Raw genomic sequence first — 15,417 nt, forward strand, 5'->3', positions numbered from 1 at the left:
TTCAATCGAAGGCATATCAAAAATAATTATGTCCAGACCACGCCCTCCTTTACATCGTATCCAAAAGCCGCCGATGACCCCGCGCAAACTGAAGATGGTCATCTTCGGTGGCTTGCTGTTATTAATAGGGGTGATTTGGGCCGTGGTCATCGTCATCCAGCCCGCAATCCAACGCACCATTGTCATTACCACCGGTGCGGATGACGGTATCTATCGCGGCTTTGCCAATAAATATGCGCCATTGTTAAAGAAAGAAGGCATCACACTCGATATTCGCCCCTCCACCGGCTCCGTACAAAATTTCGACCGCCTTCAGGATCCCAACAGCGAATATGAAGTGGGCTTCATCCAATCCGGCACCACCAATGATGCCGACACGTCCAATCTGCAAGCGATTGCCGCCGTATCATATGAACCGATATGGGTTTTTTATCGCACTAGCAATCCCAGTGAGACCATCGATCGCCTCGCCCAATTACGCGGTAAACGTGTCTCGGTTGGTGTACCCGGCAGTGGTTTACTGATCGTGGCGAATCAACTCTTAAAACAAAGCAGCATCGATACGAGCAACGCAACTTTGCTTCAGTGGACCGCTGATCAAGCCTATGCAGGATTAGAAGCAGGGAAACTGGACGCGGCTTTTTTCATCGGTCGCCCGGACGCAGACATGCAGCAGAAATTATTGAAAAGCAATTTGAAATTAATGAATTTTGCGCAGGCTGATGCGATAGTGCAGGTCTTCCCTTCACTCTCTAAAATCACGTTTCCACGCGCATCCACCAGTCTGGTTGACGATTTACCACAGCACGATGTCACCCTGCTGGCCGCAACCGCCATGCTGGTTGCCAAAGACACGTTGCACCCAGCCTTGACATATGTACTGCTGGATAGTGCCAATGAAGTACACAATCAGGAAGACTATTTCACGCCGCGCGGCTATTTCCCGAATCAAAATATTCAAGACTTTACCCTTTCGGATGAAACCAAACGTTATTTCAAAACTGGTCGCCCTTTTCTGCAGCGCTATTTGCCATTTTGGCTGGCAAACTTTATCGAACGGCGCTTCCTGATTTTGCTGCCTTTTATGGCCTTGTTAATCGGTTTGCTGCAGGCGATTCCGAAAATGTATGAAGCCCGCATGAAAAAGCGCCTGGTGGCCTGGTATCGAGAAATCAAATCATTGGAAGATGAAATCTGGGACACAAAAAATCCTAGCGTCGAGCATATTGCCCAATGGCGAAATGAAATCGAAGAAATTGATGCAAACGCCAATCACATACGCATTCCGCATCAATATTTCAACGAGGTGTACGCGTTGAAACAGGCGATTAAGGTAGTACGAGACAGGATCGCGAGCCGAAGTCCCACCGTGAGTTGATAATTAACTACTAAATTATCTAAAAAACTGGTTAAATTAGGCGTACCAACACAGGCGATACAGCTCTGTACGTCAAAAAGGTACTGCTATTGATCCGCATTTTTTGGCAAACTTCACCATGAAAACCACGCAATGACTACATACTTAGCAGATGCACCGACCAACTCTCCAACACGGGTTGCTGTAGCAAGCTTTATTGGTACCGCCATCGAATTTTTCGACTTTTATATCTTTGCCACGATGGCAGCATTGTTCATTGGTCCGATTTTCTTCCCAAAAGAATCGAGCACCGCACAAGCACTCAGTGCCTTCGTTACCTTTGGTATCGCCTTTCTGGCGCGCCCGATTGGCTCCGCTTTGTTCGGTCATTTTGGTGATCGCATCGGTCGCAAAACCACTTTGGTCGCATCGCTGATGGTGATGGGTATTTCCACCACCTTGATCGGATTTTTGCCAGGCTACGACAGCATCGGCACACTGGCCCCCATTCTGCTTTGCGTGTTGCGCTTCGGACAGGGTATAGGCTTAGGCGGCGAATGGGGTGGCGCAACCCTGCTCGCCACTGAAAATGCACCGCCCGGAAAGCGCGGCTGGTTTGGCATGTTCCCGCAAATTGGACCATCAATCGGTTTCCTGTGCGCCAACGGCCTGTTCTTTGGCTTGGCACTGTGCTTAAGCGATGATCAACTCAAAAGCTGGGGTTGGCGTATTCCTTTTATTTTTAGTGCGGTGCTGGTCATCGTTGGCCTATATGTCCGCTTGAAATTGCATGAGTCACCCGCTTTTATGAAAGCCATCGCCCAAAACGAACGTGTAAAAGCACCGATACTGGAAGTGTTCGCCAAACATTTCGCACCGATTATGCAAGGTGCATTTTCGATGGTGGTGTGCTACGCCTTGTTCTACATTACCACTGTGTTTTCGCTTTCCTATGGCGTCACGCACTTGCATTTCACCAAACCGGAATTTTTAGCTCTTCTGTGTTTAGCCGTCGTATTCATGGCGCTGGCCACCCTGCTCTCTGCCTGGCTTAGCGACAAATGGGGACGTCGCCCGGTATTGTTGTTGGGTACGGTACTGGCGATCATTTCCGGCTTTACGATGGGGCCACTGTTGGGTAGTGGCGTTACAGTACTAGTCGGACTGTTTCTGTGCATCGAATTATTTTTGATGGGCTTTACCTTTGGCCCTATGGGCGCACTGCTGCCAGAAATTTTCCCCACCAACGTCCGCTATACCGGCGCCTCTCTCGCTTATAACATCGGCGGTATCATCGGCGCCTCGATTGCACCGTTCATCGCGCAAGTGCTGGTAGAAAAAGGTGGCTTGGATTGGGTGGGCTATTACGTATCGATTGCTGCGCTATTGAGTTTCCTTGCTGTGTTGTCGATGAAGGAAACGCGTAGTGTCAGCTTGCTTGATGCCGCCGCAATAAAGGCGGGATAGATTAGGCAGACACCGGCTGTAGGGGTACGATAAATAGCGCCCTTACAGCCTCAGGGCCGTTCAACGCTGAAATAAAAAAAACCGTCATCCTCGCGAACGCGGGGATCCACCTTACGATCTCAACATGGATTCCCGCGTTCGCGGGAATCACGATGCAACATTAGCTGCAACATTGAACAGCCCTGTCTACGGCCCACCGTCGCATAACATACGTTAAATAAGAGCCACAAATAAAAAAGCCGCTTATGTTTCCATAAGCGGCTTTTTTAATGCTGGCGTCCCCAAGGGGATTCGAACCCCTGTACTCACCGTGAAAGGGTGATGTCCTAGGCCTCTAGACGATGGGGACAATGATCTGTCCTTGTTACTGACCTGATACTACTTTAGTTACAACTTAGCTACAAAACACCTTACTTTATTAGTCCATATCTGGACTAATAAAAAAGTCGCATCACACCGATGCGACTTTTAACTGGCGTCCCCAAGGGGATTCGAACCCCTGTACTCACCGTGAAAGGGTGATGTCCTAGGCCTCTAGACGATGGGGACAATGATCTGTCCTTGTTACTGACCTGATATTACTTTGCTACTCTTCACTCCACCTGCTACAACTTTACGCTGGTGGAGGTAAGCGGGATCGAACCGCTGACCTCTTGCATGCCATGCAAGCGCTCTCCCAGCTGAGCTATACCCCCTTGCGAAGAAGCGAAATTATACAAACATATTTCGCCGCTGACAATCCATATATGAATAATTTAATGAATTTAATCAAAGAAACTTGGTTAAACGTGCCAATACAACATCACGTCCGAACAATTCCAGCACCGCATCAATCGCTGGCGTCTGCAATTGACCAGTAATCATCAAACGCAATGGCATCGCAATTTGTGGCATTTTCAGCGTATGCGCCGCCAGCACTTCTTTGATCATTGCTGATAACGCCGGTTTATTCCACTCCACCGTTTTGCAACGTTCGGCGAAATCCGCTACGGCCGGCTTGATAGTTGCAGCGACGGCTGTGAAATGTTGCTCCAGCAAAGCAGCATCAGGCATCGGCTGACGATAGAACAACATCGCCGCCGCAGCAAGGTCATTGGTGGTGTTGGCACGTTCTTTTAACAATCCAATCACACTGGCCAAATCTGGTGCCTGATTAAAATCTGCGCCGTCTTTTTCCATCAGTGGCCGTACCAACGCCGCCAGACGTGTATTGTCGGCAGCTTTGATGTAGTGATTATTTACCCAAGCCAGTTTTTCATGATTGAACTGTGCTGGCGATTTCGACAGATGGTCCAGATCAAACCAGGCGCAGAATTGCTCCATGCTGAAGATTTCTTCGTTACCGTGACTCCAACCCAATCGCGCCAAATAATTCAACATCGCTTCTGGCAAATAACCTTGCGCCGGATAATCCATGACACTGACAGCACCGTGACGCTTGGAAAGCTTCTCGCCATCCGCACCCAAGATCATCGGCACGTGACCATATAGCGGCAAGTTTGCGCCCAGTGCTTTTAAAATATTGATTTGACGTGGCGTGTTGTTGACATGGTCATCACCGCGAATCACGTGGGTAATTTTCATATCCCAGTCATCCACCACCACGCAGAAATTATAAGTCGGCGTGCCGTCTGGGCGCGCAATCACTAAATCATCCATCTCACGATTGGAAATCGTAATCGTGCCTTTGACCACATCATCCCAACTAACATCGCCATCGAGTGGATTTTTAAAACGTACCACTGGCTTACGATCTACTGGAACAGCTGGTAAAGTTTTGCCTGCTTCTGGTCGCCAGGTACCGTCGTAGCGTGGCTTCTCGCCCGCTGCACGCATCTTCTCGCGCATTGCTTCGACTTCTTCTGGTGATGAATAACAGTAATACGCTGTGCCATCCGCCAGCATTTGCGCGACGACTTCACGATACCTATCCATGCGCTGCATCTGGAAAAATGGCCCTTCATCATGTTCCAGTCCCAGCCATTTCATGCCTTCTAAAATTGCCTCTACCGCTTCTGGCGTAGAGCGCTCCAGATCAGTATCCTCAACCCGCAGAATAAAAGTACCGCCAAAATGGCGTGCATAGGCCCAGGAAAATAAAGCAGTGCGCGCTCCACCCAGATGTAAATACCCGGTTGGGCTAGGCGCGAAACGTGTGCGGACAGGAGTGGAAGTTGTAGATGCAATCATGATGAACGAAACCTTAGAACAATAAGTCTTTGATTAAAAACAACTTGAAATAAAAACGGCTTTGGATCGCCAAAGCCGCGTTATAACCAAATAAGACAAAATAAGAATAGGACTGTATTTTACAGCGTTGCGACTTTATTTCACGGAATTACTATATTGCATTACTGCACCGTGACAGTAATCGTTTTGCTCATGGCAGGACCATAAGAACGATGTGCGCCATCGCCAAATTGCAAGGTTAATTGATGTACGCCGGGTGCCAGGGTCAGCGTATCTTCAGTTTGCCCCTTGCCATAATGCTTGTGTTGCGCATCCATAGGAATGGCTTCACCGGTTGGCATTGGCCCCAGATCAATCAATAAATGATGATGACCGGTACCTTCAGTCATATCGCCCACCGGCTTAATTGTCATGCCATTGACTGCAAACTTCACCACAAATGGGCTAGTCACTACAGCACCATCTGCCGGAGTGACAAAACTCACAGATGGATTTTGTAACATCGCAGCACTCGGTGTCTGCTGCATAGACGAGCAGCCTGCTGTCAATACCGCAACACCTAACACTGCTGCCAACAAAGGGGATATCCAGCGCATTTTCATGATGAGCTCCTTGTTTTAATCGTTTTTGATAACAATACTCGGAAACTTACTCGTCATATCTTTAGCTTTTTCGGCCACTTTAATTGCCACCTTACGTGCAATTTCTTTATAAATTTGTGCAACTGCGCCGTCTGGCTCAGCCACAACCGTCGGTGTACCGGAATCGGTCTGCGAGCGGATCGACATCGTCAACGGCAATGCACCAAGAAACTCTACACCATATTCGCCGCACATTTTTTCTCCGCCACCTGCGCCAAAAATTGCTTCGGCGTGACCGCAATTGGAGCAAATATGCGTACTCATATTTTCGACGATGCCAAGAATAGGAATCCCGACTTTCTCGAACATTTTCAAACCTTTACGCGCATCCAGCAACGCAATGTCTTGCGGCGTTGTGACAATCACCGCGCCAGTGACCGGCACTTTTTGCGATAAGGTCAATTGAATATCGCCAGTTCCCGGCGGCATATCGACAATCAAATAATCCAGATCGCGCCAGTTGGTTTGATCCAGCAACTGCTGCAAAGCCTGCGTTACTATTGGACCACGCCACACCATAGGCTCATCGGGATCTACCATGAAACCAATACTGGACACTTGCAAACCGTGATTTTCCAACGGCTCCATGGTCTTGCCATCTTTGGTTTCCGGCCGGCCGCTGATACCCATCATCATAGGTTGCGATGGGCCGTAAATATCGGCATCCAAAATTCCAACCTGCGCGCCCTCCGCTGCCAACGCCAAGGCCAGATTCACTGCCGTGGTCGATTTACCTACACCACCTTTGCCAGATGCAACAGCGATGATATTTTTAACATTCGACATCAACTTAATCCCACGCTGCACCGCGTGAGTCTGAATTTTTGAATACACATTGACGCTGACATTGCCGGCAACACCCGCCACTGCAGCAATCGCCGCGGCACGAATTAAACCAAACTGGCTTTTTGCCGGATAGCCCAGCTCCACATCAAACGCGACATTTTCGCCATCAATCTGAATATTTTTGACCGATTTACTAGAAATTAAATCTTTACCGGTGTTTGGGTCGATTACCGTGGTAAGTAGCTGCTTGACTGCTTCAATCGTGACGCTCATTGCTTCTCCTGTGTTTGATTTCGCCAAGTCTAAACTAAAAATTGTATGGGCACAGAATGATGTAGGTCAAAATGCCCTGTCAGCTTCATTTCAGAGGGCGATTTTTTCGATGCAAAATAAACAATAAAATAACTTCTCTGATGCAACTATGACGAGATCAGCTCTCACACTGCTAAAATTACTCTTTTTTATTCCAACGCATCGCTAAATGAGCCCCACCTTGAGCACTTCATTGAAGACCCGCAAACTGTTCGTCACCACCGCCCTTCCTTACGCTAATGCGCCGTTTCACATCGGCCATATCATGGAATACATCCAGGCCGACATCTGGGTACGCTTCCAACGCATGCAAGGTCACGAAGTTAATTTTGTTGGCGCTGACGATGCGCACGGTGCGCCGATCATGATTGCGGCAGAAAAAGCGGGCCTGACACCACAAGAATTTGTGGCGCAAATTGCCGCTGGTCGCAAACAATATCTGGATGGCTTTCATATTGCTTTTGACAACTGGCATTCGACCGACGGTCCGGAAAACCATGAACTGTCACGCGATATTTATCGCAAACTGAAAGCCGCCGGTTTTATCGCGACAAAAACCATTGAGCAGTTCTATGATCCGGTCAAAAACATGTTTTTGCCAGATCGCTATATCAAAGGCGAATGTCCGAAGTGCGGCGCTAAAGATCAATACGGCGATTCCTGTGAAGTCTGTAGTGCGGTCTACGCGCCCACCGATTTGAAAAATCCGTACTCCACATTAACTGGTGCGACACCAGTGATGAAGTCATCGGAACATTTTTTCTTCACGTTATCCGACACACGCTGCGTAGAGTTTCTGCGTAGCTGGGCATTAGGCAATATCGAGGAAAATGGCGTAAGCAAACCTCGTTTGCAATCAGAAGTCGCCAACAAAGCCAAAGAGTGGTTAGAGAATGATGGCGGCATGGGCGATTGGGATATCAGTCGCGATGCGCCATATTTTGGGATTGAGATTCCTGATGAACCGGGTAAATATTTTTACGTCTGGCTGGATGCGCCAGTCGGCTATCTGGCGTCGTTGAAAAATTACTTCGGCAAAACCGGACGCGATTACGACGCGTTCATGGCTGATCCTAGCACTGAGCAATACCACTTCATCGGCAAAGACATTACCTATTTCCACACATTGTTCTGGCCTGCGATGCTACATTTTTCCGGCCAAAAAGTGCCGAACAATGTGTTTGTTCATGGCTTCCTGACGGTTTCTGGTGAAAAGATGTCGAAATCGCGCGGCACCGGTTTGTCGCCATTGCGTTATCTGGATATTGGTATGAATCCAGAATGGCTGCGTTATTACATCGCCGCCAAACTCAGCGCAAAAGTTGAAGACATTGATTTCAATCCAGAAGACTTCGTTGCCCGCGTCAATTCCGATCTGATCGGTAAGTACATCAACATCGCTAGCCGCGCGGCAGGTTTCATCGCTAAAAAATTCGATGGCAAAGTCAATACGACCTGGGCCACTGACAACGATGCGTTCTTGTCCAAACTGCGCGGTATCGAAGCGGAAATTAAAGCGCTGTATGACCACCGCGAATACGGTAAAGCGCTGCGCCTCATCATGGAACAAGCAGACGTTATCAATGCTTACGTCGATGCGAACAAACCGTGGGAACTTGCTAAAGATCCGAGCAAGTCAGAAGCGCTACACGAAGTGTGCAGCCGTTTGCTGGAAGCATTCCGCGTGTTGACGACTTACCTGAAACCGGTATTGCCTGCACTGGCAACACAGGTCGAAGCGTTCTTGCAAATTGCGCCGCTGCAATGGGCAGATGTTGCTAAGCCACTCGCCAACGACCATCAAATCAATGTGTATTCACATTTGATGACGCGGGTTGAGCCGAAAATGCTGGAAGCGTTGTTTGACGCGCCAATCTCGGCGCCAACGACAGCAGCTGCCGCAACACCTGACGCTGGCACAGCATCCGATATAGAAGCGCTTGCGCCCGAAATTAAAATCGATGACTTCACCAAGATCGATTTGCGTATCGCCAAAATCGTCAACTGCGAGCATGTCGAAGGTTCAGATAAATTACTACGTTTAACTTTAGACGTTGGCGAAGGTCGCTTACGTAATGTATTTTCCGGAATTAAATCGGTGTACCAGCCAGAAGAACTGATCGGAAAACTGACCGTGATGGTGGCAAATCTGGCACCGCGCAAGATGAAATTCGGCATTTCGGAAGGAATGGTATTGGCCGCGTCATCATCTGATGAAAAAGCCAATCCTGGCCTCTACATTCTGAATCCTTGGCCGGGTGCAGAACCAGGTATGCGCGTCAGTTAATCCACACTACCGGCGAACGACGAGAAACTACGAATGCGTATCCTGATCCGTGAAGCCAGCATAGAAGATGCGTCATTGATTGCAGAAATGACGCGTCTTTGCTGGTCTGAACGCGTTGCATCGAATTCCAGCGGACATCACGAAAGTGTCGCCCGAGTCGAGCAAGATTTGCAACGCGGCGGTGCTTTTCTACTTTCGGTCGATGACAAAATTGCTGGTTCAGTGCGTTGGTTACCGTCTGACACGGAAGCCGAAGTGTGGGAAATTTTACGAATGGGTGTCTTGCTGGATCATCGTGGTGCGTCACTGTCGCAGCACTTGCTGGAAGCGGTGATTCATCATGCGCAAGCAGCAAATATCAGTGAATTAAGGCTGGCTGTACGCGCCGACCAGCCGCGTTTATTGGATCTGTATGCCGCCTATGAATTTGAAATAGCCCCAGAACTGGAATACAGCCATGCCTTTTCTGCGTCGACACCGCCGATGATGATGCGGCGGTGGTTGAAACGCTAGTTTAAGTAACCCGTTGTAAGTAATATCAAATAATCGATTTCAAAAAATACCGCCGTCATCCTCGCGAACGCGGGGATCCAAGTTACGCAACATGGATTCCCGCGTTCGCGAGGATGACGTGATTTTTTTACAAGCGATTACATGAGTTTATTTAGGATTAACACTAAGCAGAAATAAACCCTCTTTAGATTACTTATTATCTGGCAGCAATCGCCATCTTCCGACTACGCCGTTTGCGTGCCCAGATCACTACACCTGTCACACTAAGCATCGCTACCACTGCACCCAGCAATGAAATCATCACGCGTCCAGCCAAGCCGAGTATGCGTCCTGAATGCAATGGGAACTGCGCTTGCATGAACAGATCGCCGGCGCTGCCTGTACCGGGAATTTTTCCGCCTGCAGCATGACCATCTGTGGAATCGAAATACAGCCAGGTATTGCCTAGTCCAAAGTCCCCGTGATCGTTACCGGCCTCAAAAAAACCAACGCCGTATAAATCAAACGCAGACGAATAAAACACCCCGCCGACGGGTAAAGTCCAGCCATGCTTCAATGCTTCTTTCTCGGCCAATGCCACCACCTGTTCACGGCTAATTTTTGCATCGGTCGCTTGCGCCGGTGCTTTTGGCGTACGCGTGTCGAAGGCGGTTAGCGACAAGCTAGAAACAGTTTTGATGAGAGGCTGCATCACTTGCGGAGCAAGATTCATCGACACCGATGTCACCGCCAACAGCAACATAAAACCCCATAACCAGGTGCCGCCAGAACGGTGCAAATCAAAATTGAGTTTATAGCCGCCTTGCCTCCAACGGAAGGCAAACGACTTGCGCCAGCTACGCCAGTTTGGAAACGATAACCAGAGCGCAATAAAACAATCCAACACCCAGACGATGCCAATTATTCCCATCAACCAGACGCCAAGTTCGATGCCGCCTACCTCTGGCAGGTGCATGGTGTAATGCAGCTTGTACAGGAACGGCAGCAGATTTTCACGGCTTAATGAAATCGCACCCCACATGCGCTTACCCTGGATTTCGCCAGTGACAGGATCAACCGCGATCTGGTTAAAACCAAGATCGTAAGGCTGTTTAGTCTCTGGATTAATGCGCCCTTCTACCATCATGGAACTGGTATGCCCCGGCTCGCTCTCCGTCAGCACATAAGTGACGCGCATGCGCTTGTCCTGCGCCTCGACCAGATTGCCTAACTCCAGGCCAGGTAGTGGCTTACCTTGCGCTGACTGCTCAGCGCTACGTGCATCAAATAACTTCGGATTGAGCCAGGCGTCTAACTCATGATCCCAAGAGATGACAGCACCAGTCGCCCCCGCGATAAACAAAAACACCGCAACGCTCAAACCAATCCAGCGATGCATGAGGACGAATAATGGACGGATAGTCATAGTGCGCTTTTCTACTTAATTTTCTGCTTAATTTTGTTGCTTCATTTAATAACTAAGTAAGGCAGCGTAGTCAGTTTAATAAAAATTACCTCGATCCAATCTGCGTCGTCCCCGCGAACGCGGGAAGGACGGATTTTTAAAATTGATTACGTTGGATCACTTAAGAACTAAGTTAATACTTCCAATTCACCGCAACGCTGCCATTCATAGGCGGACCGTAATACGCTTGCGACCAGTACAAACTAGAGATGTATTTTTTATTGGTGACATTGTTCAGATTGAGACTCACGCTTACCTGCTTGTTAATGTCGTAATGCGCCATCAGATTCAGCAACGCATAGCTTCCCTGCACAGTGGTAACGGTTGGCGTCTGAACATAGCTAGTCTCGCCCTGCCAGTTAAGACTGGCACCGATTTTTAATTGCTGCAGCTGTGGAATTTGGTAAGTGGTCGCCATGCGCAACAACTGTTTCGGCACATAGGTTCTGGCGTTATTGCCATCCTGATCCTTGATTGTCATCGCTGTATAACCAAGGCTAGCCTGCCAGCCCTGCGTCAGTTGACCAGAAAGGTCAAACTCGATCCCTTCCGAATGCGCATCTATCCCACGGTAGTAGGCTTGGCCAGTGACGGTACTTATCCCGGCCTGCTCTGCCGCATTTTGCTGCTCTACTCTAAAAATAGCGGCAGAAGCGTTCAATTTGCGCGCAAAGAATTCGCCTTTCAAACCCAGCTCATAACTTTTTCCTTCGAGTGGATTTAGAGTCACATTGTTGATATCGACCTGATATTGCGGGTTAAAAATTTTGGTGTAACTGGTATAGGCAGAAATATTCTGATTCAAGTCGTAAACTAATCCGGCATACGGCGTGACAGCACTGTTGTCGCTCTTATGGTTAACGCCATAATCGATGCCACTTGACGTCGCATTGGTATAGTTGGCACCGACCAGCAATTTCAAATCATCTGCCAGATTGAGGCGAGTCGCACCGTACGCACTTTTGCGGCGGTCGATGTATGAACTGCCATCGGTTGATGCATCAAAAGCTGGCATAGGATAATTGCCATTGAAGGCCTCATCTTCCGTCAGTGGTGTACCTATGCCTTGACCATAGTGTGAAATATCGTCAAGCGTGGAACGTGAAAAATTGACGCCGAAAGTGAGGTCATGCTGACGACCGCCGAGGGTATATTTGCCAGTCATGGAACTGTCCAACAAAGTCTGCTTGTTATCCGAGCTGTACAACGATGGGTAACTATACAAGCCAGTGCCAGTTGCCTGATCGGGCGTGCCGTAAACATAAAATAATCTGCCATCGGTCAGCAGCTTGTTATAAGTGAGCGTGGTTTTCCATTCCCAGTCATTATTCAAGCGTTGCTTTAGCTCGAGGAAAGTACGCTGCTCTTCTGAATTCCAGTAAGACCAGTTGGCCGAGGTGCTGGTGTCTCTGCCGTAATTGGTCGGCGCACCATTACTGTAATAAAGCGGCAACGCTCCCCACATAGCACCTGTTGAATCGTTTTTCTGATAGCTATGCCCCAAAGTCAGCAAAGTGTCATCCGTCAGATTGGCTTGAATCACACCATAAAATATGTTTTTACTTGGCTGATACCGATCCAGATAAGAATTGCCGTCTTGCTTCGCCACGACGAAACGCCCGGCCAATGTGCCTGCATCATTCAACGGGCTAGAAATATCTGCATCGACCCGACGCGTATTCCACGACCCGTAGCTGAGGCCCGCCGAAGCCTGAAAATCATCCGTTGGGCGTTTGCGCACAAAATTCACTGTGGCCGACGGATTACCAGTCGAAGATAACAAACCATTGGCACCGCGCACCACTTCGAGGCGGTCATAGATTGCCGTATCAACATCGCCGTTTTGGTTGCCGAAAACAAGTGGCGCGCCGACGCCGTCGAACTGGAAATTGGTGATATCAAAACCACGCGCGGTGTAATAAGTCCGGTCGCTTTCCACTTTTTCTACGGTTACGCCAGTCGTTCCAGCCAGCACTTGATTGACGTTATCAAGCTGAAAATCATCCATCTTGGCACGTGTCACTACCGACACCGATTGCGGCGTTTCCCGCAATGTCAGATCAAGGCCGATCGCCGAACCGCTCTTGCGCACGGTGTAGCTACCGCTTTGTTCAGTTGGATATTGTTTTACTTTAGCCTTTACAATCACCTGCTGAACTGCCGGCTCACTATCGGCAACAGCTACTTGCTGTGCCTGCACCATACCAGGCAAGCTAGCAGACAGTGCCAGCGTCAGACTGATGAGAGTGGGCGTTTGAGATGTTGGGCTCGGGATGGCAGAAGATAACGGCTTGAGAGCGTGAGTTCGCTTATGTTTCGGCATGTAATATTTATAGCTTGAAAGAACAAAAGATAATAGTAATGCGAATCATTATTATTTACAATAAATTCTTGACGCTCTTACAGCAACCCGCTTTTCAGCAACGAGGTAAATTACCTGTTTAGAACAAAACGTTTGAATAGCAAACAAGCAGAAAGTAGTGATAAAGCTAACGACAAAGGAAAGCAAAGATGAGCAAAGACATCATCCATCATGCAGCCGCCGCAGGTTATGTTGGCGCTGCCGATAACTATGTTCGCGGTCGGCCTGACTATCCACCTGAGATCGCAGATTGGTTACGCAATGCACTAGCAATTACCTCAGACGCCATCATTCTTGATCTTGGTGCCGGCACAGGAAAGTTCACTCCCCTGTTGGTAGCGACCGGAGCACGCGTCATTGCGGTCGAGCCGGTAGAACAGATGCGTAACAAACTTGCCCATGCATTACCACAAGTGGAGGCACTTGCCGGCACGGCAGAGGCTATCCCACTACCAGATGCGTCAGTCGACGCCGTCGTATGTGCGCAAGCTTTCCATTGGTTTGCCACCAAAACAGCGCTAGCAGAAATCTATCGCGTATTGAAACCGGGAGGAAAACTCGGACTGGTCTGGAATTTGCGTGATGCGCGAATTGGGTGGGTAGCCAAACTTGACCAGATCGTCAATCGACTTGAAGCTGACACGCCGCGTTACTACACAGGGGCATGGCGCAAAGCATTCCCATTTCAGGGCTTTGGACCGCTACACGAGCAACATTTTTCTCAAGGGCACACCGGCACCCCCGAAGACGTGATACTCAACCGTGTCCGATCAACCAGCTTTGTCGCCGCGTTGGCGCCCGAAGAGCGAACCAGAATCGATGAACAGATTTACGCCTTGATAGCTGCGGAACCGTCACTCAACGGCAAGGAAGTAGTAACCGTTCCTTATGAAACCGCCGCTTTTTTTACAGTCAAAGAAATGCAATAACCGCGATGCCCATTAGATTTGCTTTTTGAAGGAGTTTTCGTTTTTTCGCAAAAATAACCGCTAGCGTTGATACTGTTTACGCTACTCTTGGCACGTAGTCTAGATCCTCATCAATTTTGAAAGGAAATCCCATGGGTTTTATTGCTTGGTTGATAATTGGCGCGATTGCAGGATGGTTAGCTGGCGTCGTGGTCAAAGGCGGTGGCTTTGGCGTATTAGTTGACATCATCGTCGGTGTCGTCGGTGCTTTCATCGGCGGTTGGCTGGCCGGATTACTAGGCATCAATGTCGGTGGTGGTTGGATAGCTTCTATAATTACAGCCACTGTCGGCGCAATTATCTTGCTGTTCATATTGCGACTGATCAAACGCGCCTGAAGACAGACTGATGGTCATCGAAGTTTTAAAAAACCGCATTCATGCGGTTTTTTTTCGCCACGGAACTGGTGACCGTATGGTTCAGCTAAACCTGTTTTTCGGCACTAGTAATCTGTTTTCAGAGCACTATAATCAGTATGTCTACTAAGGCATTGACTAAGGCTGTCATTGCTTGAGAGGATAGGGACTCTGATCGAAAAAAAATGCGGCCGTACGCAGTCGCAAGAATGCAGAGAATTTGCGAACCAATAACAACTAAAGGAATAGTTATGCTTACTAGCGCACGTAATCAATTAAGCGGAAAAGTAACTGCCATTCAACGTGGTGCGGTAAACGATGAAATTGAAATTGGTCTGGCCGACGGCCAAAAAGTCGTTGCCACGCTAACGCATAACAGCATCGAGTCGCTAAACCTTAAGGTTGGCTCTGATGCGTTTGCTTTGATCAAGGCGTCTTGGGTCGTTCTGTTAACTGATAATGCTGGCGTTCGCCTGTCGGCACGCAACCAATTGTCCGGTACTGTGCAAGATGTCATTCATGGCGCAGTCAACTCTGAAGTCGCTCTCAAACTGGGCAGTGGCGCTATCGTTACCGCTATCGTCACAAACAGTAGCGTGCAAACGCTGGGGCTGGCTCCTGGTAAAGCGGCGACGGCAGCATTTAAGGCCTCCAGCGTCATCGTTGGCGTGAATGTTTAATTAAAATACTGCAATCGGCAATGGAAAAAAACCGCATTCATGCGGTTTTTTTTC

The 15,417-nt window shown here is 48.8% G+C and carries 12 protein-coding genes and 3 tRNA genes; 7 read left to right on the forward strand and 8 right to left on the reverse strand.

The genetic code is table 11. The features are described 5' to 3' along the window. The first annotated feature begins 28 nt into the window (after positions 1-28). Both GEV47_RS04520 and GEV47_RS04525 read left to right on the forward strand, forming a co-directional pair. Positions 29-1,378, forward strand: coding sequence for a TAXI family TRAP transporter solute-binding subunit (locus GEV47_RS04520; RefSeq protein WP_153233475.1), 1,350 nt, complete (start codon positions 29-31; stop codon positions 1,376-1,378). Between the two features lie 132 nt (positions 1,379-1,510). Beyond that, complete coding sequence (locus tag GEV47_RS04525; protein ID WP_153233476.1) at positions 1,511-2,824, forward strand: MFS transporter; 1,314 nt, start codon at positions 1,511-1,513, stop codon at positions 2,822-2,824. A 273-nt stretch (positions 2,825-3,097) separates the two neighbouring features. On the opposite strand, the gene GEV47_RS04530 is transcribed toward GEV47_RS04525, so the two are convergent. From GEV47_RS04530 to apbC, 6 genes are all read right to left on the reverse strand, one after another. Then, positions 3,098-3,173: transfer RNA gene (locus GEV47_RS04530), tRNA-Glu, on the reverse strand. Between the two features lie 124 nt (positions 3,174-3,297). Continuing rightward, positions 3,298-3,373 (reverse strand) — tRNA-Glu (locus GEV47_RS04535). A gap of 70 nt (positions 3,374-3,443) precedes the next feature. Next, a tRNA-Ala gene (locus GEV47_RS04540) sits at positions 3,444-3,519 on the reverse strand. 73 nt (positions 3,520-3,592) lie between these two features. Continuing rightward, positions 3,593-5,014 carry a glutamate--tRNA ligase gene (gene gltX, locus GEV47_RS04545; protein WP_153233477.1) on the reverse strand — a complete coding sequence of 474 codons (1,422 nt, stop codon included), beginning with the start codon at positions 5,012-5,014 and terminating at the stop codon, positions 3,593-3,595. Between the two features lie 161 nt (positions 5,015-5,175). Continuing rightward, positions 5,176-5,541: a DUF4399 domain-containing protein gene (locus GEV47_RS04550; protein WP_153233792.1), complete on the reverse strand. Its 366-nt coding sequence runs from the start codon at positions 5,539-5,541 to the stop codon at positions 5,176-5,178. Between the two features lie 90 nt (positions 5,542-5,631). Further along, a complete protein-coding gene (gene apbC, locus GEV47_RS04555) occupies positions 5,632-6,714 on the reverse strand; it encodes an iron-sulfur cluster carrier protein ApbC (RefSeq protein WP_153233478.1) in 1,083 nt (360 codons plus the stop codon). 208 nt (positions 6,715-6,922) lie between these two features. Here apbC and metG point away from each other — a divergent pair, with 208 nt between their 5' ends. Together metG and GEV47_RS04565 are read left to right on the forward strand one after the other, a co-directional pair. Further along, positions 6,923-9,040 carry a methionine--tRNA ligase gene (gene metG / locus GEV47_RS04560; protein WP_153233479.1) on the forward strand — a complete coding sequence of 706 codons (2,118 nt, stop codon included), beginning with the start codon at positions 6,923-6,925 and terminating at the stop codon, positions 9,038-9,040. Positions 9,041-9,073: 33 nt separating this feature from the next. Further along, positions 9,074-9,553, forward strand: coding sequence for a GNAT family N-acetyltransferase (locus tag GEV47_RS04565; protein ID WP_153233480.1), 480 nt, complete (start codon positions 9,074-9,076; stop codon positions 9,551-9,553). A 196-nt stretch (positions 9,554-9,749) separates the two neighbouring features. Here GEV47_RS04565 and GEV47_RS04570 read toward each other — a convergent pair whose 3' ends face one another. Together GEV47_RS04570 and GEV47_RS04575 are read right to left on the reverse strand one after the other, a co-directional pair. Beyond that, complete coding sequence (locus GEV47_RS04570; protein WP_322741562.1) at positions 9,750-10,952, reverse strand: PepSY-associated TM helix domain-containing protein; 1,203 nt, start codon at positions 10,950-10,952, stop codon at positions 9,750-9,752. A gap of 178 nt (positions 10,953-11,130) precedes the next feature. Then, a complete protein-coding gene (locus GEV47_RS04575; protein WP_153233482.1) occupies positions 11,131-13,320 on the reverse strand; it encodes a TonB-dependent siderophore receptor in 2,190 nt (729 codons plus the stop codon). A gap of 188 nt (positions 13,321-13,508) precedes the next feature. Between GEV47_RS04575 and GEV47_RS04580 the strand changes: the two genes are divergently transcribed. From GEV47_RS04580 to GEV47_RS04590, 3 genes are all read left to right on the forward strand, one after another. Next, positions 13,509-14,288 carry a class I SAM-dependent methyltransferase gene (locus GEV47_RS04580; protein ID WP_153233483.1) on the forward strand — a complete coding sequence of 260 codons (780 nt, stop codon included), beginning with the start codon at positions 13,509-13,511 and terminating at the stop codon, positions 14,286-14,288. A 131-nt stretch (positions 14,289-14,419) separates the two neighbouring features. Continuing rightward, positions 14,420-14,665, forward strand: a complete 246-nt coding sequence (locus GEV47_RS04585) for a GlsB/YeaQ/YmgE family stress response membrane protein (RefSeq protein ID WP_153233484.1) — start codon at positions 14,420-14,422, stop codon at positions 14,663-14,665. A 269-nt stretch (positions 14,666-14,934) separates the two neighbouring features. Further along, positions 14,935-15,363: a TOBE domain-containing protein gene (locus tag GEV47_RS04590; RefSeq protein WP_153233485.1), complete on the forward strand. Its 429-nt coding sequence runs from the start codon at positions 14,935-14,937 to the stop codon at positions 15,361-15,363. Positions 15,364-15,417 lie beyond the last annotated feature (54 nt).

It is taken from the genome of Glaciimonas soli (assembly GCF_009497155.1).
In the GTDB taxonomy this organism is placed as follows: domain Bacteria; phylum Pseudomonadota; class Gammaproteobacteria; order Burkholderiales; family Burkholderiaceae_D; genus Glaciimonas; species Glaciimonas soli.